Genomic DNA, 23,102 nt, shown 5'->3' with positions numbered 1-23,102 from the left:
ACGAGGCCCGGCATCCCCACGGATGCCGGGCCTCGTCGCTGCTGCGTCCTGGCCCGAGCTACGCGTCGCGCGAGCGCCAGAGCAGCCAGACGAAGTACGGGGCTCCGATCAGCGCCACCACGAGTCCGGCCGGAAGCTGCGCCGGGGCGATGACGGTGCGCCCGATCGTGTCGGCGACCCCGACGAGCAGACCGCCCAGCAGCACCGCGACCGGGATCACCCTGGCGTGCCTGGCCCCGACGAGCGCCCGTGCCGCGTGCGGAGCGACGAGCCCCACGAAGCCGATCACGCCGATCGCCGTCACGCTGAGCGCCGCGAGCACCGCCGCCACAACCAGCAGCGTCAGCCGCACGGGCTCGAGCCGGATGCCGACCAGCCGCGGGGTGTCCTCATCGAGGGACAGCACATCGAGCTCGCGACGGCTCATCACCACGAACGGCAGCGCGATGGCCAGCACGATCGCCAGCGGCAGCACCTGCTCCCACACGCGGCCGTAGGTGGTGCCCGACAGCCAGGTGTAGATCTTCGGGGTGTCCCAGGGGTTCGACCTCAGCAGGAAGAACGTCGTGAGCGACACCGTGAAGTAGGAGACGCCGATGCCGATCAGCAGGAACCGGTCGGCGTTCAACCCGCCGCGCCACGACAGCAGGTACACGAGCGCGAAGGCCAGCAGCGCCCCGGCGATGGCGCCCGCGATCATGCCCGCGGTGGACGAGACGGCGCTCGTGATCACGAGCACCGCACCGAGTCCGCCACCCCCCGTGACGCCGAGGATGCTCGGGTCGGCCAACGGGTTCCGGCTCACACCCTGGATGATGGCCCCCGACAGCGCGAGCGCCCCACCGGCGACGACGGCGGCCACGATGCGCGGCGCGCGCTCGTCCAGCGCGAAGGCGATCGCCGCCGGCGCCTCGCCCTGCAGCCACAGCGCGATGTCGCCGGTGAGCAGCCACGTGTGCCCGGCGAGCAGGCCGAGGATCAGCACCCCGATCACGCCGAGCACGACGACCACCATGGTGATGCGGAACCGCAGGCGGCTGCGCACGCCGAAGCGCACCCGCGGAGGCTCTCGCGTCGGACCGGCGTCACGCAGGCGCCGCGCCATGAGCACGAGCACGATCGCTCCGAGCAGCGTCGTCGCGACGCCGGTCGGGATGAGGATCGCCGCCTCGGCCCCGATGATCGCCCGCAGCAGAGCATCCGAGAGGATCACGACGATCGCGCCGAGCAGCCCGGCGGCCGGGATCAGGAGCAGATGGCGGTTCAGGCTCGGCACCACCCGCGTCAGCAGGCGGGCGAGCACGGGTGCGCACAGTCCGACGAAGCCCATCGGCCCCGCGAGCGTCACCGATACCGCGGTCAGCGTGACGGCGAGCAGGATGCCGATGGCCCGCGTCGAGCGGATCGGCACGCCCAGGGACGATGCCGTGTCGTCGCCGAGCGCCAGGATGTCGAACCGTCGCGCGAGCAGCAGGGCCGCCGCGGTCACCACGACCACGACCGGGGCCGCCTGCAGGAACGCGGTCAGGCCGAGCTGCGACAGGCTGCCGCTTCCCCAGGCGAGCAGGCCCTTCGTCTCCTCGTCGAACAGGATCAGCAGGGTCGATGTGCCGGCCTGGAACGCGAGGGCCAGTGCCGTGCCCGCGAGGATCAGCCGCGTGGTGGACGAACCCGCGCCGCCCGCGAGCCCGAGCACGATCCCCGCGGCGATGAGGCCGCCGGCGAACGCGACAGCGCCCGACGCCCACACCGGCACCGCGATGCCGAACGCCGCGAGCGCCGTGACCGCGAGGTAGGAACCGGCGGTCACGCCCAGTGTGTCCGGCGAGGCGAGGGCGTTGCGGGCGAGCGACTGGAGCAGGATGCCGGCCACGCCCAGCGCCACGCCCACGGCGATGCCTGCCGCGAGGCGCGGAACCCGCGACCCCCACAGCACCTCGGTGTCGGCGAACACGGCACCGCTCGTGCCCTGCGTGAGATGCCAGCAGGCGACGGCGAAGAGCACCACGGCGAGGGCCACGAGCACCCCGATGCCCGTCAGCAGGGCGCCCGGCCGGCGTCCCTCCGCCTCGCCGGGCGCGACAGCGGGAGCCGGGCGCGCCGGCTCCGTCGTGGCCGCCGCGTCGTCGAGGCGAAGGGCACCCGTCACTTCGAGAGCACCTCGACGTAGCCGTCGATGATCTGCTGGGTCGAGCGCGGTCCGCCGAACGTCCAGATCCCGGCGGGGAAGGCGGTGAGGCGGTCGTCGGCCACGGCGGGCAGCGAGGTCCAGGCCGGGTTGTCCTGCAGGGCGTCGATGAAGCTCTCCGACTCGGGGTCCTCGGTGCCCGTGTAGAACAGGCTGGCGTCGCCGACCGTGGTCATGCCCTCGACATCGGTCTGCCCGAGGCCGTAGGTGGGGTCGACCTCGCCGGTCCAGGCGTTCTCGAGACCGAGCTTCTCGCCGATCTCACCGACCAGCGAGCCCTGACCGAACGGACGCAGCGCGACGTTGCCGCCGTCGACCCAGCCGTCGAAGAACACGAACTCCTTCGTGGGCAGGTCGAGATCGGCGAGTTCGGCCGAGGCCGAGTCGAGGTGCGCCTGGAACTCGTCGGCGACGACCTCGGCGCGCTCCTCGCGGCCGGTCACCTGGGCGATGAGGTCGAGCGTGCCGAGCATCTTCGCGATGGGGTCGGCGGCATCCGCACCGACGGTCGCGAGCACCGGCACGTCGTAGGCCTCGAGCTGGGAGACGATGGGGTCGTCTGCGGCGCTGACCTCGACGATCACGAGGTCGGGCTCGGTGCCGAACAGCGTCTCCAGGTTCGGCTCCTGGCGGGTGCCCACATCGGTCACGCCCTCCGGCAGCTCTTCCGCGCTGACCCACGTGCTGTAGCCCTCGGCGTCGGCGACCGCGACCGGCGTGACGCACAGCGACAGCGCATCCTCGATCTGCTGCCACTCCAGCACCGCGATCCGCTCGGCGGGCTTGTCGAGCTCGACCGTGCGGCCGAGGTCGTCCGTGACGGAGACGGCGCCCGTCGAGGTCGCGGTGGTGTCGTCGCCGCAGCCCGCGCTCGTCGAGGCCGAGGCGTCGGAGTCGGAGGCGGCGGGCGCTTGAGTGGTGCCGCAGCCGGCGAGGGCCATCACGAGTGCGCCGCCGAGGGCGATCAGGGCGAGGGGCTTCTTCTTCATTCGGTTCTTCCTCCGGGAGGGGTGAGGGGGTTCAGGATGCTGCAGCGGTGCGATGCCGACCGTGGTGCCGACCGCGCGGGAGCACCCGCACGAGGCCGGTCTCGTCGTCGATCTCGGTGTCGATGCGCAGGCCGTAGACGTGCGAGAGGTTCTCGCCCGTCAGCACCTCGGCGGGGGTGCCGGCCGCGTGCACCCGACCGGCGTGCAGCAGCACCACGTCGTCGGCGACGGATGCCGCGTGGTCGAGGTCGTGCAGCACGACGCCGAGGGCGGTGCCGTGGTCGTCGGCGAGCTCGCGCACCAGGTCGAGCGTCTCCACCTGGTACCGCAGGTCGAGGTGGTTCGTCGGCTCGTCGAGCAGCAGTACGCCGGTCTCCTGCGCCAGCGCGGTCGCCAGCCACACGCGCTGCAGTTCGCCGCCCGAGAGCTGGTCGACGGGGCGGGAGGCCATGGCGGCGAGCCCGGTCAGTTCGAGCGCCCGGGCGACGGCGGCGCGGTCGGCGTCGCTGACACCGGAGAAGCGACCCCGGTGCGGGTGACGGCCGTACGCCACGACGTCGGACACCTCGATGCCGGAGGGATGCGGCCGCGACTGCGAGAGCATCGCGACGGCCTTCGCGAACTCCTTCGCCGAGAGGGCGGTGGCGTCGCGCGTCTCGTCTCCGCCGATGCGCACACTCCCCGCCTCGATGCGGTGAAGGCGGGCGAGGGCGCGAAGCACGGTCGACTTGCCGCTGCCGTTGGGGCCGATGAGGGCGGTCACCCGTCCGGGAGCGAGGCGGAGCGAGACGTCGTGCACCACCCGGGCACGGCCGTATCCGAGCACGAGGGATTCGCCCTGCAGGGCGTGGGGCGCTGTCGTCGTCATGTCAGCCCCGCATCGCGACGCCGCGGCGCCAGTAGCCCATGAACGCGACCTGCCCGCGGTCGATGCCGAGGTCCTTGACGAGGTGGCGGCGCAGGGTGGTGACCACGCCGCTCTCCCCCGCGATCCAGAAGTAGCGCTCGGCCGGAGCATCCGCCCTGTCGATCGACTCCCCGAGGCCGGAGTAATCCGGCGTCTCCCACAGCAGATCCTCGCCGTCGATGTCCTTCACGCGGATCTCGTCCGCCGCGTCCGCGTCGCCGAGGTAGCCGAGCACCGCGGGGATCAGGCGCAGGCCGTGCGGGTCGCCCGCGTCGCGCGGCAGCCAGTGCACCTCGACGCCGGCCGGCACGTCGATACGCAGGATGTCGGCGGGCGACGGCACCTCGATGAAGGCCACTCCCCGCAGGTCGCGAGGCGCGTCCTCCAGGATGCGGGCGATGGCGGGAGCAGCCGTCTCGTCGCCGGCGAGCACGACCGAGGCCGCAGTGCCCGGCGCGAACTCGGCCCCGCCGTGCGCATCCACGTCCACTCCGCGACGCGGTCCGACCAGGTACAGCTCCTGCCCGACCGCGGCCTGGCTCGCCCACAGCGACGCGGGCCCGGTGAGTCCCGGCTCGAGGTGCAGCACGAAGTCGACGTCGACCTCGGTGCCCGCGGCGGGGTCGACCCGCAGCTCGCGCACGGAGTAGGTGCGCATCGAGCCGCGCTCCTCCTCCGGCACCGCGAGGAACGACTGCCACCAGTTGTCCGAGGCCCGGTCGAGTTCCGGCAGCACCCCGGATGCCGGCGGGAAGACCAGCTTGATGCGGCTGTCGAACACCTCGCCGGGGGTGCCGAACTCGAACAGATCGTCGCCGCCGAACGTCACCCGCACGAACGAGGGCGAGACCCGAGCGACGGCCCGCACCTCGGCGCGGGTGAGGATGTAGGTCGGACGCTCGGTCGTGGTCGTCTCAGCGGACATGATGCCTCCCGATGGGTGTGACCATCGGCTTGCCGGAGACCGGGTCGATGGTGATCTGATTGGCGAGGCCGAAGACCTCTTCGACGAGCTCGGCGGTCACGACGTCCTGCGGGGCGCCGGTCGCGTGCACACGCCCGTCCTTCATGGCCACCAGCTCGTCGGCGTAGCGGGCGGCGAGGTTGAGGTCGTGCAGCACCATGACGATGGTGGTGCCGCGCGAGACGCTCAGGTCGGTGAGCAGGTCGAGCACCTCGACCTGGTGTGCGACGTCGAGGAACGTGGTCGGCTCGTCGAGCAGCAGGATGTCGGTCTCCTGCGCGAGGGCCATCGCGATCCAGACGCGCTGCCGCTGCCCGCCGGAGAGCTCGTCGACGCTGCGGTCGGCGAGGTCGGTGATGCCGGTCGCGTCGAGGGCATCGGCCACCACCTCGTAGTCGTGGGTGCTCCAGCGCGCGAGCATCTTCTGGTGCGGGTGCCGGCCGCGGCCCACCAGATCCGCCACCGCGATGCCCTCGGGCGCGACCGGAGACTGCGGCAGCAGGCCCAGGATGCGGGCGACCTCTTTCGTGGGGCGGGCGTGCACGGACTTGCCGTCGAGCACGATCTGCCCCTCGGTCGGCGAGAGCAGGCGGGCGAGCGAGCGCAGCAGCGTCGACTTGCCGCATCCGTTCGCGCCCACGATGGTCGTGATGCGTCCGGGCGCGATCTGCAGGTCGAGGCCGTCGATGACGGTGCGGTCGCCGTACGCCAGGCTCACGCCTTCGGCGGACAGGCTGTGCGAGACGGTCATAGCGAACCCCCGGAGCGGTTGGTGCGGATGAGCAGGTAGATCAGGTACGGAGCGCCGACCACGCCGGTGATGACGCCGACCGGATAGCGGGTGCCGAAGGCGAACTGGCCGATCAGGTCGCCGCCGAGCACGAGCACGGCCCCGACGAACGCCGACGGCAGGAGCAGGTTCGCTCCCGGCCCGGTGATGCGGGCGGCGATGGGCCCGGCCATGAACGCGACGAACGCGATGGGGCCGGTCGCCGCGGTGGCGAACGCGAGCAGCGCGACGGCGCCGAGGATGAGGAGCAGGCGTGTGGCGTCGACACGGATCCCGAGGCCGGCCGCGGAGTCGTCGCCGAGCTGGAGGGTGCCGAGCGCACGGCCCTGCGACAGCATCAACGGGACGATGATCGCCGCGGCGATCGCCATCGGCAGCACCCGCTCCCACGACGCGTTGTTGAGGCTTCCGGTCAGCCACTGCATCGCGGTCTGGATGTCCCAGTTCGCCGCCCGCGACAGCATGTACGAGATGACGCTCTGCAGCATCGCGGCGACGCCGATGCCGATCAGGATCAGGCGCGTGCCCGCGAAGCCGCCCTTGATCGAGAGCAGGTAGATCGCGAGAGCGGTGACGATGGCACCGCCGAGGGCGAGCAGCGATACGACCGGTCCGTTCACCGACAGCACGACGATGCCGAACACCGCGGCAGCCCCGGCGCCGTTCGAGATGCCGATGATGTCGGGCGAGGCGAGCGGGTTGCGCAGCATCGTCTGGAAGCACACGCCCGCCATGCCGAAGCCGATGCCGGTGAGGACCGCGAGCACCGCGCGCGGCAGTCGGAGGTCGCCGACGGTGAAGGAGGCTCCGGGGACGGTCTCGCCGAGGAGCACGCGGATGACCTCATCCAACGAGTAGAAGGTGTTGCCCACCATGAGGGCGACCGCGAAGAGCACGAGCAGCAGGACGCCGAGCACGATCGTCGCGATCGCGTGCCGGCGGTGGCGCGAGCGACGGCCGGCGACGATCCGGGCGATGCGGGCGGATGCCGGCTCGTCGACGCGATCGAGGGTGTGCTCGGTGTGCTCGGTCGTGCTCACAGCTCACGCACCTTCTGCCGACGGACGATCCAGATGAAGAAGGGGGCGCCGATGATCGCGGTGATGATCCCGACCTGGATCTCCTCCGCCGACGGCGAGATCACGCGGCCGATGATGTCGCTCGCGGTCAGCAGCGCGGCGCCCGCGATGGCCGAGAACGGCAGCAGCCAGCGGTGGTCGGTGCCCACCAGCATCCGGCACATGTGCGGCACGATGAGGCCGACGAAGCCGATGGGTCCGGCGATCGCTGTCGCCGCGCCGGCGAGGATCACCGCACCGAGCGCCGAGATCATGCGCGTGCGGAACACGTGCTCGCCGAGCCCCTTGGCCATGTCGTCGCCGAGGGCGAGGGAGTTCATGCCGCGCGCGCTGAGGAAGCAGATCAGGGCGCCGACGGCCAGCACGGGTGCGGTGAGGGCGATGCGCGGCCACTCCGCCCCGCCGACGCCGCCGATCTGCCACGACTGGAACGTCTGGAGCAGGTCGACGCGGGGCAGCATGACTGCGCTGATGAGCGACGCGAAGGCGGCCGACGTGGCGGCACCGGCGAGCGCGAGTTTGAGCGGCGTCGCGCCCCCGCGTCCGAGCGAGCCGACCGTGTAGACGAAGACGGCGGCGATCCCGGCTCCGGCGATGGCAAACCCCATCTGTCCATACGGGTTGCTGAGCCCGAAGAACGCGATGCCGCACACGACGGCGAGCGAAGCCCCGTTCGAGACGCCGAGGATGCCGGGGTCGGCGATGGGGTTGCGGGTCACGGCCTGCATGGTCGCGCCGGAGAGCGCGAGGGCGGCGCCGATGAGGAGGGCGAGCACGGTGCGCGGGATGCGTTTGACGATCGCGGCCTGGGCGATCGTGTCGGTGTGGCCGCCGAGGGCCGCGACGATGTCGTCGAACGAGACGGCGCGCACGCCGAACGAGATCGACAGGATGCTGAGGATGACGAGCACCGCGACCCCGATGAGCAGCCAGAGGGTGCGCACCAGCACCGGGCGTCGCAGGTCTGCGGCGCCCGGTGCGGGTGCGATGACGGTTGCTGAGGTCACGGGGGATTCACTCCGCCGATGCGGATCGAACGATTACTTCGACAGCGGCGCGGCCAGCATCGCGAGGTAGTCGGTGAGTCCCCACGGGATCGACAGCGGCGACGGGTTCGCGGATGCCGCGATCGGCGTCGCGTTGGGGAGGATCGCGATGCGCCCCTCGGCGATCGCCGGGATCTTCGACAGCAGCGGGTCCGCCTGCAGCTGCGGGATCAGCGAGTCGTCGCCGTACGTGACGAACACGTCGACGTCGGCGAACTTCGCCACTTCCTCGGCGCTGATCGTCAGGTCGAACTTGTCGGTGTCCGCCGTGTCCTCCACGAGCGACGGGTAGGGCAGCCCGAGGTTGTCGTGCAGGTATCCGGGGCGGGTGTCCGTCGCCGTGTAGTAGCCGATCTGGCTCAGATCGGTCGGGTCGAGGTAGGCGAACAGGACCTTCTTGTCCTTCAGGATGCTGTTCTCCTCGAGAGCGGCCTCCGCTTCGGCGTGCAGCTCCTCGATCAGTGCTTCACCCTCATCCTCGAGACCCAGTGCCTTCGAGTTCATCTCGACCATGTCGTCGACCGAGGTGCCCCAGGCGACCTCGGGGTAGGCGATGACCGGTGCGATCTTGGAGAGGGTGTCGTACTCCTCCTGCGTGAGACCCGAGTACGAGGCGAGGATCACATCGGGTTCGGTGTCGGCGACGGCCTCGTAGTCGATGCCGTCGGTCTCGTCGAAGAGCACCGGTGTCTCGGCGTCCAGCTCGTCGAGCTTCTCCTCGACCCAGGGCAGCACGCCGTTGCCGTCGTCGTCGCCCCAGCTCACCTTGCTCATACCGACCGGGACGATGCCGAGGGCCAGCGGCACCTCGTGGTTCGCCCAGGCGACCGTCGCGATGCGCTCGGGCTTCTCGGTGATGGTGGTCTCGCCGTAGACGTGCTCGACCGTCACGGGGAAGGCATCGGCCGAAGCCGGGTTGCCGCCGGCGGTCCCGGTCGATTCCGGGGCGGAGGAGGCGCAGGCGGACAGGCCGACGGCGAGTGCAGCGGCCGCGCCGATGGCGAGGATTCGAGAGGTGCGCACAGGCGTTCCCTTCGGGGTTCGGGGTGAGGGGGCGGCGCGAGAGATGCGCCCAGCCTTTGGTAAGCCTGGCCTAATCTAACACGGAGGTTAGGTCCGCCTCACTTCGAGTCCTGGCCACAGACCTCGTTTCGAATCGCGCGAATGGTTGCAGATCACCGCCGAATCGGACGATTCGCGCGACTCGAATGCTGCGGGCACAGAAAAAGCCGGCCGGATCCGTGAGGATCCGGCCGGCTTCAGGAAGTCAGCGCGCGCTCAGAGAGCGCGGATGTTCGCCGCCTGCATGCCCTTGGGGCCACGCTCAGCGTCGAATTCGACCTTCTGGTTCTCGCGGAGCTCCTTGAAACCGGAGCCGGCGATAGCCGAGTAGTGGGCGAAGAGGTCGTCCGAGCCGTCATCGGGAGCGATGAAGCCGAAGCCCTTTTCCGCGTTGAACCATTTCACAGTGCCAGTGGCCATGTGTTTCTACTTTCTGTTGACTTAGCCGTTTACACGGCCTACGCCGAGTCGGAACATCCGACACGCGCGCTCTGTCACGCTACCACGACAGGCTGAGGAGTAGCACTGTGCGACGGATTCTTCTGCAGAAGGGCGGCCTCGGTGCGCGTGCTCACCCCGAGTTTGCGCAGCACGGCAGACACATGGACGCTCACGGTCTTCACGCTGATGAAGAGCCGCTCGCCGATCTGGCGGTTGCTCAACCCATCGGCGATCAGCTCGAGCACCTGCTTCTCCCGCGCAGTCAGCGGGTCGGCGCCGGGGGAAGGCTCCGCGATGCGGCGGACGCCGAGCCCCGCGTCGGTCGCGAACCGCGCGACGGCGGCCTGCAGCTGCGCATGCCCCAGAGTTTCCGCGATCTCGGCCGCCTCGGCGAGCACGGCCGACGCCGCCGCCCGGTCGCCCTCATGCACCCGCATGCGCGCCTGTTCGAGCCGGAGAACGATGCGGAACGTGACCGGAACGTCGTCGCCGTCGGCGAACAACAGTGCCGCGTCGAGCGAGTCGGGGTGCGGTTCGAGCAGGGCGTCGAGGATGGTCGACCAGGCGTCGTCTCGCAACTGTGCAGGCTGAGCACGCCACGCGGCACTGATCGTGCCGGCCGCAGCGGCGACATCGGCACCCTCCGCCCGCAGCTCGGCGACGAGCGCACCTCCTTGAAGCAGCAGCCGCCTCTGGTGCAGCAGCGCGGGCCGTTCGTCGCTCAGCATCTCGAGGATGGTGTCGAGCGCTCCGCGGAGGTCGCCCGCGCTCTCGGCCACCGCGACCGCCATCATCACCCGGTCGTACCAGATCTGCCGCTCGGAGATGCCGGTCTCCTCGAACGCCGGCAGCCACACCTGCAGCATCTCCGCGGCCTCCACCGACCGGCCGCGCCAGGCCAGCACCCGCACGTGGGTCATGCTCATGTACATGCGGAACACCCGCAGGGTGCCCTGCACGAAGTCACGCGAGAGCATCTCCTCGACCCGGTCGATCTCGCCCAGTTCGAGCAGGGGCACCACCATGTTCTGCGCCATGATCGACCCCGAGGTGCGCTCGACGCGGAGTTCGCGCGCGCGGCGCAGGCCCTCTTCGGCGACCTCGACGGCCTCGCGGTAGCGGCCGAGCAGGGTCAGCAGGTCGGAGTAGTTCACCCGGTACCGCATCTCGGCGTTCGAGCCGGTCGCGAGTTCACGGGCACGCTCGTACTCGCGCACGCCCGCCTCGACCTCGCCCAGATGCGCGAGGGAGCCGCCACGGACATTCGCCGCGATCGACAGCTGATCGGTGGACGGCGCCCCTGCGGCCCCCCGCTCGGCCTCATCCGCGAGCCGGATCGCCTCTTCGCGGTCGCCCGCGATCATGCGCCGGCTCGCGAGCTGGTTGAGCAGCTCGGCCCGGAAGACCTCGTCGTCGACACGCGCCTCGGCGATGGCCAGGGCCTGTTGCAGCAGCGGGATCGCCCCGAGGCGGCCGAGGTTGACCAGGTACAGCGCCTTGTTGCGCAGAAGTCGCGCATGCAGACGCGGCTCGACGGCTTCGGGGTCGACCTCGGCGAGCGCGAGGTTCGCCACGGCGAGCGCCCGCTCGCCGTCTCCGGCGTTGCGAAGGATCGAGCCCAGCACCAGAAGCAGATCGAGGCGCTCGAGGCGCGCGGCATCGGCGGCATCGGGAACGAGCGGCCACAGCTCCAGCGCCAGTTCGCCGAAGCGGGCGGCGGTCGCGAACGCGTACTGCGCCTTCGCGTGGCGCATGGCATCGGCCGCCGCGACGAGAGCCTTCCGATCGTCTTGCGCGAGCTGCCAGTGGTACGCGAGCGCGGCGGCGTCTTCGCTGGTGTCGCTGCTCGAAGCCGCAGCCTCGAGGGCCTCGGCATAGGCGCGATGCAGGCGGGCGCGCTCACCGGGAAGCAGGTCGTCGTGCACGGCCTCGCGCAGGAGGGCATGCCGGAACCGGTAGTCGTCCTCGGCCACGACCAGGATGCCGCTGCGCGTCGCCTCGCGGATCGCCTCGTCGAGCCGCTGCTCCGGAAGGTCAGCGAGGCGGGTGATCAGCGGATGCGACAGCGGACGCTCGGCACCGGACGCGACTTTGACGACGTGCTGCGCATCGTCGCCGAGACGGTCGAACCGAGCCAGCAGCAGGTCGCGGAGTCCGTCGGGGAGGGGGCCGTTCGCGCATCCCGCGATCTCTTCGACGAAGAACGGCACGCCCTCGGCCCGCTCCTGCATGCGATCGAAGGCGGCCTCGGAGAGCGGACGGCCGCTGATCCGCTCGGCCAGTTCCCGCACCGCGGCTGTGTCGAGCCGGGCGAGCGTGAGGCGCTCGAGCAGACGCCCACGCGTGGCCTCGCCGATGAAGCGGCTCACCGCGTCTCCGCGTCGCACGTCGTCGCTCCGGCAGGTGAGGAGCAGCAGGATGCGCCCACGGTCGAGCGCGCGCAGGAGGAAGGACAGGATGGCGAGCGTCGAATCATCGGCCCAGTGCAGATCTTCGACCACGAGCACCTGGGGTGCCCGCTCGGCGGCTGCCTCGATCAGGGAGGCGATGGCGTCGCGGAGTCGCTCGGGGCTGGTGCGCTCGCGGTCGGTCGGCGTATCCACGAGCTCCGGCAGCAGCATGGCCAGGGCCTCGGCGCCCACGCCGACCGACTCGCGCACCCGCTCGACTCCCATGCGCGTGACGATCGAGCGGAGGATGCCGGTGAGCGGGCCGTATGGCGTGCGGGAACCGCCGAGGTCGAGGCACCACCCCACATGGACGTCGGCGGTGTGCTCGATCTCGGCGGTGAACTCGCGCAGCAGCCGGGATTTGCCCATCCCCGCATCGCCCTCGACGAGCAGCGCCGCCGGAACCCCCTCACGCACGTCGTCGAACAGCCGGCGCACTTCGGCGAGCTCGGCCGCACGACCGACCATCACGGTGCTCGGTGCGGAGGAAGGCATGGGTTCATGATCCCACCCTCCGCCGACATTCGGGGCGGACCGCGATCCGGTCCGAACGGCCGCGTCACTCACCGTGCGACGGAGGCCGTCCGGTCGCAGACGGAGGCCGGATGCGAGGTCGCCGCGGTCGCGGGGCGGGTCGTCACGGGTCGCCCGGCGCCCGCGCGGAAGATGCGGCGCAGCATCCGACGCACCGCCCCCGGGGAACGAGGAACGATCTGGTCCGCGCGCTCGATGAGCATGCGCCGACGCGCGGCTGCACGTTCCAGCTCCTCCTGCTGAAACCTGGTCTGCTGCTCGGTGAAGAACGTGTGCTCGAACATGGGATCTCCTCGTCGGTGTGGTGTATCCCTACACTCCGCTCTGAGGTGCCCCGCCGACATCGGACGGATTCCCTATCTTTCCTGCGCCGATGCCTAGGGATGCCGCACCTGGGTGATGCCGGCGACTAGGCCGGCGGCGTCTCCGCGCGCAGCGGCGACCGCCGGGCCGAGGGGCGCGACCGCGCCGGCACGAGGATTGCCATCACCCGCACGAGCGTGGCCATCCACAGCAGTCCGAGCCCGACGACGACGGCCTCGACCGCCGTGGCCGAGTACAGGCCGAACGGCACCCACAGCACGACGGCCACCACGATGAGCAGTCCGACGCCGAACGACGTGATCAGCAATGCGCGGGGAGGACCGGGGATCGCGGCCACCGTGGCGGCCGCAGAACCGAGGAACAGGACGAGTGTGGCGAAGGCGGCGATGTCGTGCGGGAGGGGCACCCGGTGCAGCGGCAGCAGACCGACGGCGGCGAGCGCGACACCGGCCGCCGCCCACAGCGCGACCACCGCGGCGATGCGCCGCAGAGCGGAGTCGCCGAGCATCCGGTGCAGGTCGCGGCCGATGTACGAGCCGACGGTCGCGATCAGGAGCCCCGCGACGACGAGGGTGCCGTTGAAGGCCCACCCGGACCCGAGCTGCGAGAAGTTCTCTTCCCACCAGCGCGGGTCGGCGGAGGTGACCATGGCGAAGAGCGTGCCGATCACGAGGAATCCGAACAGGAGGGCGGACAGGTCGGCCGTGCGCAGTCCGATGCCGGCTCCGAAGGCGAAACGGCCGCCGACGGCCGAGGCGACACCCGCGAGCAGGCTGCCCCCGGCTGCCGCGAGCTGCAGACCCTGGAGGCCGACGGCGAGGATCTCGGCGGTGAGCAGGACACCCATCACGGTGACCGCTCCGAAAGCGACGGTGAGCGCGACCGTCGAGAGGTCGGAGACCACGGCCTGCCAGCGCGGCATCGGCCCGGTCTCCGCGCGACGGTGCATCAGCGTGCTCGTCAGGAACGCGGCGGCGGCGACGATACCGGCGACCGCCGCGACCGGCACCGCGAGCGATCCTGGACCGGTGAGCGGGCGTGGGTCACCACGAAGGAGCAGCATGCCCGCGACGGCACCGACGACGAAGCAGACCGCGGTCGCCCAGACGGCCCTCGTCTCGCCGCGCAGCTTCTCGTCCCGCTCCATGCGCCCATGCAAGCACGCACCCCGGACGCGCGGAAGATCCCGCTCCGGTCCGCTCGCGCTTCGAGTCGTCCGGGAAGGCCGGTCAGGCGTGCTGCAGAGCTTTGGGGGTGAAGTAGGTGACCTCTCCGGTCTCATCCTCGATGCCGAAGATGAACTGCCCCGAGGGCGTCGCGCAGATGTCGATGACCTTTCCGCGTGAACGCGGGGTGATGACTTCGTCGCCCGGCTTGAATGTGGTCTTCGTCATGGCGCGATCGTACAGCGCTCGACGCGACGAGGCCCGGCGCCTGAACGGCATCCGGGCCTCGCCACCTGTGGTTCGAGGTCAGGCGTCGACGTCGCCGCGCCAGGCTCCGGTCTCGACGCCGCGGCCCTCGATGAACTCCTTGAAGTTCTGGAGGTCCTTCTTCACCGCGTGCCCGCCGGCGCCCACGAGGGAGCCGATCTTCTCGAGCAGCCCCTCGGGCGCCCAGTCCAGCTGCACGGTCACGCGCGTGGACGTGTCGTCGAGCTTGTGGAACGTCACGACACCCGCGTGCTCGGTCTCGCCGCCGGTGCTGTTCCACGCGACGCGCTCATCCGGGTGCTGCTCGGTGATCTCGGCGTCGAACTCGCGGGTCGCGCCGCCGACCTTCACCTTCCAGTGCGTGTGGGTGTCGTCGATCTGAGTGATCGACTCGACTTCGTCGAGGAACTTCGGGAAGCTCTCGAACTGCGTCCACTGGTTGTACGCCGTGCGGACGGGGACGTCGACGTCGATGGTCTCGATGATCTGCACCATGTGATGCTCCTCACTTCTCGTCGTTCGTGTGGTCCCATTCAGCCCGGAGCCTCGAGGATCGGCCACGGGGTTGACAGCCGCGTCATCGCACGTCGATCATCCGCGGCGTCGCGGCGCTACCGTTGAGGTCATGCGCATCCCCGCCGCGATCCGCGCCTCCCAGCGCTCCCCGCTGCTGCAGGTCGTGAAGTCGGCCGCGGCGACGATCGCGGCGTGGCTCATCGCGGGATGGGTGTTCCCCGCGCAGCTGCCGGTGTTCGCCGCGATCGCCGCGCTCCTGGTCGTGCAGCCGAGTGTGAACCAGTCGCTGTCGAAGGCGCTCGAGCGCAGCATCGGGGTGATCGCCGGCGTGGTGATCGCCGTCGCGCTCGGGCTGCTCCTGGGCTCGCCGAGCTGGATCGTGCTGCTCGCGATCGTCGTCGCGATGCTCGTGGCGTGGATCTTCCGCGCCTCGCCCGGCACCGGCAATCAGGTCGCGATCTCGGCGATGCTCGTGCTGGCGCTGGGGTCGTCCAGCCCGGAGTACGCGTTCGCGCGCATCGTGGAGACCCTGATCGGCGTCGTGATCGGCATCGTCGTGAACGCGCTCATCGTGCCGCCGGTGCTGGTCGCCCCCGCTCGGCGCGACGTCGGGCTGCTCGGGCGAGAGCTCGCCGCCAGCCTCGACCGCCTGGCCGTCGCGCTGCCGGAGCCGCAGACGGCCGCCCAGCTGCAGGAGCTGATGCTGGAGGTGCGGCTGCTGCGTCCGATGAAGGATGCCGCCGACGCATCCATCGCCGCCGGGGAGGAGTCGCTCACCCTGAACCCGCGGCGCTCGAACCACCGCAGCGAACTGCAGGAGCTGCGGGAGCTGCTGGAGCGACTGTCACCGATCGTGACCCAGACGATCGGCATGACGCGTGCGTACTTCGACCACTACGACGACACGATCGGCGAGGAGCCCGCGGTGGCCGCGATCGCCGAGCAGCTGCGTCGCGCCGGACACGATGTGCGCCTGGCCGTGCAGGTCGCCGAGGCGTCGCCCGAGCCCGACACGGAGACGAGCGCCATCCCCGCGCTCACCGCACCGCTCGTGATCCGCCCGCCGGCGTCGCAGCACTGGATCCTGATCGGCTCGCTCATGGAGGACCTCCGCCGCATCCGGGGCGAGCTGCTCGACGAGGACTGATCTTCCTCTCCTCCCCAGCCGCGCGGCCCGGCCCGGCCCTTTACGACCGAGCCACCCCTCTGCGTACGTGCGCAGAGGGGTGGCTCGGCGAGAAGGAGGTGGTTCGAGAATCCGGATGAGTAGCCTGGTGGCATGTCCGACATGACCGTCGCGGAAGCGCTGGGCGAGCTCGCCGCGCTCGAAGACCCGAAGATGCGCGCCGCCAACGAGAAGCGCGGCGACGACCACGGCATCAACCTCAGCCGGATGCGCGCTCTCGCGAAGCGGATCAAGACGGACCAGCCGCTCGCGCAGGAGCTCTGGGCGACCGGCGAGACCCCGGCGCGGCTCCTCGCCCTCCTGATCTGCCGCCCGCGCGACTTCACCGCCGACGAACTCGACGCCATGCTGCGAGAGACCCGCCCGCCGAAGGTCAACGACTGGTTCGTAAACTACGTCGCCAAGAAGTCGCCGCTCGCCGAAGAGCTGCGGCTGCGCTGGTTCGACGACGCGGATCCCACGGTTGCCGCGGCCGCCTGGTCGCTCACGACGGTTCGGGTGATGAAGGAAGCGGACGGCCTGGACCTGCCGCACCTGCTCGACCTCATCGAGCGCGAGCTGAAGGATGCGCCGTCGCGCCTGCAGTGGGCGATGAACGAGACCCTCGCGAACATCGGCATCTACCACCCGGCGTACCGCGCGAGGGCGCTGGAGATCGGCGAGCGCCTGCAGGTCCTCGCCGACTACCCCACCGCGCCGGGCTGCACCTCCCCCTTCGCGCCGCTGTGGATCGGCGAGCTCGTGCGGCGCCGCGAGGGCTGAGCGCTCGTCCGACCCGCCGACTGCACACACGACGCGAAGGAGATCTCACGCTCTGAAGGAGAGCATCCGGCATCCGCTCCTTCATTTCGTGAGAACTCCTTCGGAACGGGCTTCCGCTGCATCCGCCTGGGAGACCACCAGGCGTGTCCCACCGCGATTCCGCATTTGAGACAGTAACGTTATACACTTTATGAGTTGCGCGGGCTCTGGGGGGACTGCACAGGGTGGTCTCTGCGCGTGCGACACGACCTGGGGAGCATCATGGCTACGCAAGACGAACTGAACGCGCTCATCACCGACATCGCGCACGACATCAACGGTTTCATCGGAGCCTCCGTCGTCGATCTGGAATCCGGGATGCTACTGGCCTCGAGCTCGGTCCGACCGGACTTCGACCTCGATGTGGCCAGCGCCTACAACAGTGAGATCGTCAAGAACAAGATGCGCACGATCGAGGCGCTCGGTCTCGACGCGACCCTCGAAGACATGCTGCTCACCCTCGACACGCAGCTCCACCTGCTCAAGATGATCACGGACGAGACCTTCATCTATCTCGCAGCCGACCGCCAGGCGACGAACCTCGCACTTCTCCGCTCCGCCGTGAACCGCCATGTGGCGGCTTTGAACGCTTGACCAGGGAGGCCGTGCGCAACGACGGCCTCGAGGAGATCTCGTGGGTGCGCGCCGCGTCGGTGGAGACGCCGATGCGGCGGGCGCGCTGGAGGCACGTGAATCTGCCGAACCGCTACCGGCTCATCTTCGCCGGGCCGGTCGGCGCGGGGAAGACGACGGCCGTCCGCGCACTGAGTGACGTCCCGCCGGTCGACACCGACGTTCCGATCTCGGCCGGATCGGCGGAGTACGGCGACGGCGAGAAGACCACCACCACGGTGGGCCTGGACTACGGCGCGTGGAAACCCACGCCCGAGATCTCCGTCACCCTCATCGGGGTTCCCGGGCAGGACCGTTTCGCTCCCGCCCGACGAAGATCCTCGACCGCAGACACGCGCATCCTGCTCTGGCTGCGCGCCGATCGGACGAGCCTCGCCGCCGACGCCGCCGCGTGGATTCCTCGGTTCGCCGGCGACGGTCATCGAATGGTCATCGCCGTCAGCCACTGCGCAGAAGAGGCGATGGGCACAGTACGCCGGGAACTCACTGAGGTCCTGGCGCGATACGGGATCCCCGCGAACCGCGTTCATCCCGCCGACGCCCGCGATCGCGACAGCGTGATGCGCGTCGCCTGCGTGGCCCTTGACCTTCCGGAAGAAGAGTCGTGAACACACACATCCGAACAGACGAACCCCCTCTGCCGAACGACGCCGCGCAGCGGGACGACGCGCCCCACGGAGGCGACCCCGTGCTCATGCATCCGGAGATCGCGGCTCACTGGGAGCTCTGGTCGAGCGTCGTCAGCCAGGCCGCGCTCACTCGACTGCGTCATCTGCAGGAGCGCTTCCCCGAGCTGACGACGGCGGTCCTCTCGACGGCCGACGGCCTGCACATCGCCTCCGTCGGCACGCGAGAGGAGACGGGCGAGCGGCTGGCGGCGATCAACGGTTCGCTGTTCGGCGTCGCCAGGGCCGAGGCCGAGATCATCTCCGGCGGGACGGAACCGAGTCTGTCGGCCGTCGTCTCGGTGTCGATCGGACAGAGCCAGCTGTCACTGCTCAGCTTCGTCCTCGCACCCTACGGCCAACTGCTCCTGTCGGTGTCGGCAGCGGGAGTCCAGGTCGGCACCGTGATCGTGCAGGCACGCTCCGCGGCATACGAGCTCATCACCGCTCTGGGACTCGCCGGCGTGCCCGGCTAGCCCCGCGGTCGCTGGCTACGCTGGGGCCATGAGCACGCACATCGCCGCAGAGCCCGGCCAGATCGCCCCCATCGTCCTGTTCCCCGGCGACCCGCTGCGAGCGAAGTGGATCGCCGAGACGTTCCTCGACGACGCCGAGCTGTACTCCGAGACCCGGGGCATGCTGGGCTTCACCGGCACGTGGGAGGGGCACCGCATCTCGGTGCAGGGCTCGGGCATGGGCCAGCCGTCGATGGCGATCTACGCGAACGAGCTGTTCGACTCCTACGACGTGCAGACGATCGTGCGGGTCGGGTCGTGCGGCGCGCTGACCGAGCGCGTCAAGACCCGCGACATCATCATCGCCAACGGCGCATCCACGGATTCCGGCATCAACCGCGTGCGCTTCCTCGGACTCGACTACGCGCCGGTCGCGGACTTCGGCCTCCTGCGCGCGGCCGTGGAGGCGAGCGAGGCGGAAGACCTCGAGTCGACCGTGCATGTCGGGCAGCTGTTCTCGAGCGACCAGTTCTACAGCACCCGCCCCGAGCTCACGGAGCCGTTCGTGCAGCACGGCATCCTCGGCGTCGAGATGGAAGCGGCCGGGCTCTACACGCTCGCGGCCTTCTATGGTCGGCGCGCCCTCGCGATCTGCACGGTCAGCGACCACATCGTCACGGGCGAGGAGACCACGGCGCAGGAGCGCGAACAGACCTTCGGCGACATGATCCGCATCGCCCTGCGCGCCGCGACCGCGTAGCGCGGCATCCGTTGCTCCCCCGCCGAGCGCGGCACCGTTCCTCTCCCGCGCGATTCGCCGCGCCTGGCCGTTCGGCCGGTCAGCGAGATCAGGCGAAACCGCCGCATCAGGCGATCCAGCGACAGATCCTCCTGATCTCGCGCGATTGCCTGATGCGGCCGGCGCAGGAGGGGTGAAACGCGGCACGCACGCGCATGGGGGATGATCGAGGGACCATGACTTCCCCACCGCGGCTCGATCCCGCCCTCGTTCCGGACGCCGCGGATCCGGATGCCGTCTACCTCGCCTTCGTCGAATGGGCGGAGTCGACCGGCATCAGCCTCTACCCCGCACAGGACGAGGCGGTCATCGAGATCGTCTCGGGAAACAACCTGATCCTCTCCACTCCCACCGGGACCGGGAAATCGCTCGTCGCGATCGGCGCGCACTTCGCCGCTCTCGTCGCCGGCCGGCGCAGTTACTACACCGCCCCGATCAAGGCGCTCGTGAGCGAGAAGTTCTTCGCGCTGGTCGACGTCTTCGGCGCCGAGAACGTCGGGATGGTCACGGGCGACTCCTCAGTCAACGCCGACGCCCCGATCATCTGCTGCACCGCCGAGATCCTCGCGAACCTCTCGCTGCGCCAGGGCACGGATGCCGACGTCGGCCAGGTCGTGATGGACGAGTTCCACTTCTATGCCGACCCCGACCGCGGGTGGGCGTGGCAGGTGCCGCTGCTCGAACTGCCGCAGGCGCAGTTCATCCTGATGTCGGCGACTCTCGGCGACGTGAGCGAGCTCGCCGCCGACCTGACCCGTCGCACGGGTCGCGAGACGGCGACCGTGACCGGCGTCGAGCGCCCGGTGCCGCTGCACTTCTTCTACGAGACCACGCCGATCCACGAGACCATCGACGACCTGCTGAACACCGGTCAGGCGCCGATCTACGTCGTGCACTTCTCGCAGGCCGCGGCCATGGAGCGGGCGCAGGCACTTTCCAGCACGAAGGTCGCCACCCGCGAACAGCGCGATGCGATCGCGGCGCTGATCGCCGAATTCCGCTTCACGACCGCGTTCGGCAAGACGCTCTCGCGTTTCCTGCGCGCCGGGATCGGCGTGCACCACGCCGGCATGCTGCCGAAGTACCGTCGTCTGGTCGAGCAGCTGGCCCAGCGCGGACTGCTGCGCGTCATCTGCGGCACCGACACCCTCGGCGTCGGCATCAACGTGCCGATCCGCACCGTCCTGCTCACCGCGCTCACGAAGTTCGACGGCACCCGGATGCGGCAGCTGAACGCCCGCGAGTTCCATCAGATCGCCGGTCGCGCCGGGCGGGCGGGGTACGACACCGCCGGGACGGTCGTCGCCCAGGCTCCGGAGCACGAGAGCGAGAACGTCGCCGCGGTGAAGAAGGCCGGCGACGACCCGAAGAAGAAGCGCAAGATCGTCCGCAAGAAGGCGCCCGACGGCTTCGTCTCGTGGGGCGAGCCGTCATTCCGCAAGCTCATCGACGCCGTCCCCGAGACGCTGACCTCTCACATGCAGATCACGAGCGCCATGATGCTCAACGTGATCGCGCGCGGCGGCGATGTCTTCGCGAATATGCGCTCGCTGGTATACGACAACCACGAGCCGCGGAAACGGCAGCGCGAGCTCGCGCTCCGCGCCATCGGCATCTACCGCACGCTTCGCGAATCGGGCATCGTCGAGAAGACTCCGGAGGGCGACATCCGCCTCACGGTCGACCTGCAGCCGAACTTCGCGCTCAACCAGCCGCTGTCGCCATTCGCCCTCGCCGCGTTCGAACTGCTCGACCCCGACGCTTCTAACAGCTCAGCGACCCAGGGGGTTGGCACCGGATCGTACGCGCTCGACATGATCTCGATCGTGGAGTCGACCCTCGACGATCCGCGTGCGGTGCTCAGCCAGCAGGAATTCCTCGCCCGCGGCGAAGCGGTCGCCGCGATGAAATCCGAGGGTATCGAGTACGACGAGCGGATGGAGCTGCTCGAGCAGATCACGTACCCGAAACCGCTCGACGAGCTGCTGACCGCCGCCTTCGAGACCTTCAGTGCCGCGCAACCGTGGATCCGCGACTTCGAGCTGCATCCGAAGTCGGTCGTGCGCGACATGTACGAGCGGGCCATGTCGTTCGGGGAATATGTCGCTTACTACAAGATCGCTCGCTCCGAAGGCGTGGTGCTGCGCTACCTCTCGGATGCCTACCGCGCGGCCTCGCAGACCATCCCGGAGGAGTTCAAGGACGAGGATCTGCGCGACCTCATCGAGTGGCTCGGCGAGCTGGTGCGCCAGGTCGACTCCAGCCTGCTCGACGAGTGGGAGGAGCTGATCGCCGGGGTCGACAACGGCCGCTTCGATCCGCACGCGCCTGACGAACCGATCGTCCCCCCAGCCCCCAAGCGCCTCACGAGCAACATCCGCGCCTTCCGCATCCTGGTGCGCAACGAGCTGTTCCGCCGCGTGCAGCTCGCGGCGCGAGAAGACGTGGACGCCCTGGCCGAGCTCGACCCCGGTTTCGGCGCCGACGCCTGGTCGGATGCGCTCGACGGCTACTACGACGACCACGACGAGATCCTCACCGGCGGAGATGCCCGCAGTTCGAAGCTGCTGATCCTCACCGAGGGTGCCACGGCCTGGACCGCGCGACAGATCTTCGACGACCCCGCCGGCGACCACGACTGGGGCATCACCGCGACGATCGACCTGGCTGCCTCCGACGAAGCAGGTCAAGCCGTCGTGACCGTGACGGGCGTGGACCGGCTGTAGCGCTCCGACTCCGCTCGGATCCTAGGCGCTGCGGGACAACTCGTCGGCGAAGGCCCGGGTGATCACGTCTTCATCGGGAAGCGCTTTTTGCGCGTCCTCTGTCAGCTCGTAACGGCTGACTGCGACCGGCTGGGTCGTCGACGCGAGCGCGTACCGAACGACGGTGTCGTCCTTGCCCGCGACAAGGAGTATCCCTACGGTCGGCTGATGCTTGTCCGGAATCCGGAGCATGTCGTCGACAACCGTGACATAGAAGCCGAGTTGACCGGTATCCGCTGGAGTGAAGCTTGTGGTCTTCAACTCGATCACCACGTATCGCAGTTGCTCGACGTGGAAGAAGAGGAGGTCGATGTAGAAGTCGCTGTCGCCCACCTCAAGGTGCACTTGCCGGCCGACGAATGCGAAACCCGGACCGAGCTCGCGCATGGTGTCGAGGATCCGATCGACCATGCGTTGCTCGAGCTCGCGCTCGGAGGTGTCGCCGTCGACGGCGAGGAACTGCAGCGCGTACGGATCCTTCGTGAGTTCCTGCGCCTGGTCGGAATCGGCACGATCGAGCGCACCGGCGAAGTTGCTCGGCGCCGCTGCCTCCCGCTCGTGCAGCCGTGTGGTGATCTGGTGTGCGAGCACTGATCGGCTCCACCCGTGATGCACGTCTTTGGCCGCGTACCAGTCACGCAGCTCCTGATCATCGAGCTTGTCGAGCAGCTCGATCACGTGCCCCCACGGCAGTTGTGCAATGGGTCGTTGCACAACTGCCTCAGCGTCAGGCCATGCAACGGCGAAGGCGCGCATATAGAGCAGATTCCGACGCGAGAACCCCTTCATCGACGGAAACTCTGCCCGAAGGTCAGCAGCAAGCCGGTCCAGGACTTTGGTGCCCCACCCCTGAGCCGCCTGTCGATCCAGGATCGTGTGGCCGATCTGCCACCACAACTGGAGGAGCGCGTTATTGGCCTGGCGTTGCACCCTCAGACGTGCGGCATGGACGTGTCGCTTCACGTCTTCGAGCGTGGCGGCGTAGTCGTCGGGCACGAGTTCACTCATGAATCACCGGAGAGGAGTGCCGTCGAAGATCATCCCTGAACGATAGGAGGGACCTCAGACACGGCAC

The 23,102-nt window shown here is 69.6% G+C and carries 22 protein-coding genes; 7 read left to right on the top strand and 15 right to left on the bottom strand.

Annotation, left to right across the window (positions count from 1 at the left end; genetic code table 11):
- Positions 1 to 58: 58 nt before the first annotated feature.
- From ACFC14_RS07690 to ACFC14_RS07625, 14 genes are all read right to left on the bottom strand, one after another.
- Positions 59 to 2,149 (bottom strand): iron ABC transporter permease, encoded by a 2,091-nt coding sequence (locus ACFC14_RS07690; protein WP_376102566.1) that lies wholly within the window; start codon positions 2,147 to 2,149, stop codon positions 59 to 61.
- Positions 2,146 to 3,177 (bottom strand): ABC transporter substrate-binding protein, encoded by a 1,032-nt coding sequence (locus tag ACFC14_RS07685; RefSeq protein ID WP_376102563.1) that lies wholly within the window; start codon positions 3,175 to 3,177, stop codon positions 2,146 to 2,148. The genes ACFC14_RS07690 and ACFC14_RS07685 overlap by 4 nt, the downstream gene beginning before the upstream one ends.
- 31 nt (positions 3,178 to 3,208) lie before the next feature.
- Positions 3,209 to 4,045 (bottom strand): ABC transporter ATP-binding protein, encoded by an 837-nt coding sequence (locus ACFC14_RS07680; RefSeq protein ID WP_376102560.1) that lies wholly within the window; start codon positions 4,043 to 4,045, stop codon positions 3,209 to 3,211.
- A gap of 1 nt (position 4,046) precedes the next feature.
- Entirely contained in the window at positions 4,047 to 5,009 is a 963-nt protein-coding gene (locus ACFC14_RS07675) for a siderophore-interacting protein (RefSeq protein WP_376102558.1), read from the bottom strand.
- The gene (locus ACFC14_RS07670) at positions 4,999 to 5,799 is read right to left on the bottom strand and encodes an ABC transporter ATP-binding protein (protein WP_376102555.1); all 801 of its coding nucleotides are present in this window, start codon (positions 5,797 to 5,799) and stop codon (positions 4,999 to 5,001) included. The genes ACFC14_RS07675 and ACFC14_RS07670 overlap by 11 nt, the downstream gene beginning before the upstream one ends.
- Positions 5,796 to 6,878: a FecCD family ABC transporter permease gene (locus ACFC14_RS07665; RefSeq protein ID WP_376102552.1), complete on the bottom strand. Its 1,083-nt coding sequence runs from the start codon at positions 6,876 to 6,878 to the stop codon at positions 5,796 to 5,798. Before ACFC14_RS07665 ends, ACFC14_RS07670 begins: the two co-directional genes overlap by 4 nt.
- Positions 6,875 to 7,924 carry a FecCD family ABC transporter permease gene (locus ACFC14_RS07660; RefSeq protein WP_376102549.1) on the bottom strand — a complete coding sequence of 350 codons (1,050 nt, stop codon included), beginning with the start codon at positions 7,922 to 7,924 and terminating at the stop codon, positions 6,875 to 6,877. Before ACFC14_RS07660 ends, ACFC14_RS07665 begins: the two co-directional genes overlap by 4 nt.
- Before the next feature lie 33 nt (positions 7,925 to 7,957).
- A complete protein-coding gene (locus ACFC14_RS07655) occupies positions 7,958 to 8,986 on the bottom strand; it encodes an iron-siderophore ABC transporter substrate-binding protein (RefSeq protein WP_376102546.1) in 1,029 nt (342 codons plus the stop codon).
- 255 nt (positions 8,987 to 9,241) lie between these two features.
- Positions 9,242 to 9,445, bottom strand: coding sequence for a cold-shock protein (locus tag ACFC14_RS07650; RefSeq protein WP_017831237.1), 204 nt, complete (start codon positions 9,443 to 9,445; stop codon positions 9,242 to 9,244).
- A gap of 74 nt (positions 9,446 to 9,519) precedes the next feature.
- The gene (locus tag ACFC14_RS07645) at positions 9,520 to 12,411 is read right to left on the bottom strand and encodes an AAA family ATPase (RefSeq protein WP_376102541.1); all 2,892 of its coding nucleotides are present in this window, start codon (positions 12,409 to 12,411) and stop codon (positions 9,520 to 9,522) included.
- Positions 12,412 to 12,479: 68 nt separating this feature from the next.
- Positions 12,480 to 12,734, bottom strand: a complete 255-nt coding sequence (locus tag ACFC14_RS07640; RefSeq protein ID WP_376102538.1) for a hypothetical protein — start codon at positions 12,732 to 12,734, stop codon at positions 12,480 to 12,482.
- 125 nt (positions 12,735 to 12,859) lie between these two features.
- Positions 12,860 to 13,921 (bottom strand): DUF998 domain-containing protein, encoded by a 1,062-nt coding sequence (locus ACFC14_RS07635; RefSeq protein ID WP_376102535.1) that lies wholly within the window; start codon positions 13,919 to 13,921, stop codon positions 12,860 to 12,862.
- Between the two features lie 82 nt (positions 13,922 to 14,003).
- Positions 14,004 to 14,168: a hypothetical protein gene (locus ACFC14_RS07630; RefSeq protein ID WP_168429539.1), complete on the bottom strand. Its 165-nt coding sequence runs from the start codon at positions 14,166 to 14,168 to the stop codon at positions 14,004 to 14,006.
- A 78-nt stretch (positions 14,169 to 14,246) separates the two neighbouring features.
- On the bottom strand, positions 14,247 to 14,702 hold the full coding sequence (locus tag ACFC14_RS07625) for an SRPBCC family protein (RefSeq protein WP_136041402.1): 456 nt from the start codon (positions 14,700 to 14,702) through the stop codon (positions 14,247 to 14,249).
- 130 nt (positions 14,703 to 14,832) lie between these two features.
- Between ACFC14_RS07625 and ACFC14_RS07620 the strand changes: the two genes are divergently transcribed.
- The 7 genes from ACFC14_RS07620 to ACFC14_RS07590 all read left to right on the top strand — a co-directional run bounded on the left by ACFC14_RS07620 (position 14,833) and on the right by ACFC14_RS07590 (position 21,988).
- Positions 14,833 to 15,870, top strand: a complete 1,038-nt coding sequence (locus ACFC14_RS07620) for an aromatic acid exporter family protein (RefSeq protein WP_136041403.1) — start codon at positions 14,833 to 14,835, stop codon at positions 15,868 to 15,870.
- Between the two features lie 132 nt (positions 15,871 to 16,002).
- Complete coding sequence (locus ACFC14_RS07615; protein ID WP_376102530.1) at positions 16,003 to 16,671, top strand: DNA alkylation repair protein; 669 nt, start codon at positions 16,003 to 16,005, stop codon at positions 16,669 to 16,671.
- Positions 16,672 to 16,932: 261 nt separating this feature from the next.
- Complete coding sequence (locus ACFC14_RS07610; RefSeq protein WP_376102528.1) at positions 16,933 to 17,304, top strand: hypothetical protein; 372 nt, start codon at positions 16,933 to 16,935, stop codon at positions 17,302 to 17,304.
- Positions 17,301 to 17,951, top strand: a complete 651-nt coding sequence (locus tag ACFC14_RS07605) for a hypothetical protein (protein WP_376102525.1) — start codon at positions 17,301 to 17,303, stop codon at positions 17,949 to 17,951. Before ACFC14_RS07610 ends, ACFC14_RS07605 begins: the two co-directional genes overlap by 4 nt.
- Positions 17,948 to 18,484 carry a hypothetical protein gene (locus ACFC14_RS07600; protein ID WP_376102522.1) on the top strand — a complete coding sequence of 179 codons (537 nt, stop codon included), beginning with the start codon at positions 17,948 to 17,950 and terminating at the stop codon, positions 18,482 to 18,484. Before ACFC14_RS07605 ends, ACFC14_RS07600 begins: the two co-directional genes overlap by 4 nt.
- A 28-nt stretch (positions 18,485 to 18,512) precedes the next feature.
- Positions 18,513 to 19,223: a purine-nucleoside phosphorylase gene (gene deoD / locus ACFC14_RS07595; RefSeq protein WP_376102519.1), complete on the top strand. Its 711-nt coding sequence runs from the start codon at positions 18,513 to 18,515 to the stop codon at positions 19,221 to 19,223.
- Positions 19,224 to 19,438: 215 nt separating this feature from the next.
- Entirely contained in the window at positions 19,439 to 21,988 is a 2,550-nt protein-coding gene (locus ACFC14_RS07590; protein ID WP_376102516.1) for a DEAD/DEAH box helicase, read from the top strand.
- A gap of 21 nt (positions 21,989 to 22,009) precedes the next feature.
- Here the strand turns inward: ACFC14_RS07590 and ACFC14_RS07585 are convergent, their stop codons facing one another.
- Entirely contained in the window at positions 22,010 to 23,035 is a 1,026-nt protein-coding gene (locus tag ACFC14_RS07585) for a YhcG family protein (RefSeq protein ID WP_376102513.1), read from the bottom strand.
- Between the last annotated feature and the right edge of the window lie 67 nt (positions 23,036 to 23,102).

The sequence above is a fragment of the Microbacterium sp. NPDC055988 genome (genome assembly GCF_042269505.1).
Taxonomy (GTDB): Bacteria; Actinomycetota; Actinomycetes; order Actinomycetales; family Microbacteriaceae; genus Microbacterium.
This window is presented reverse-complemented; position numbering and strand designations above follow the sequence as displayed.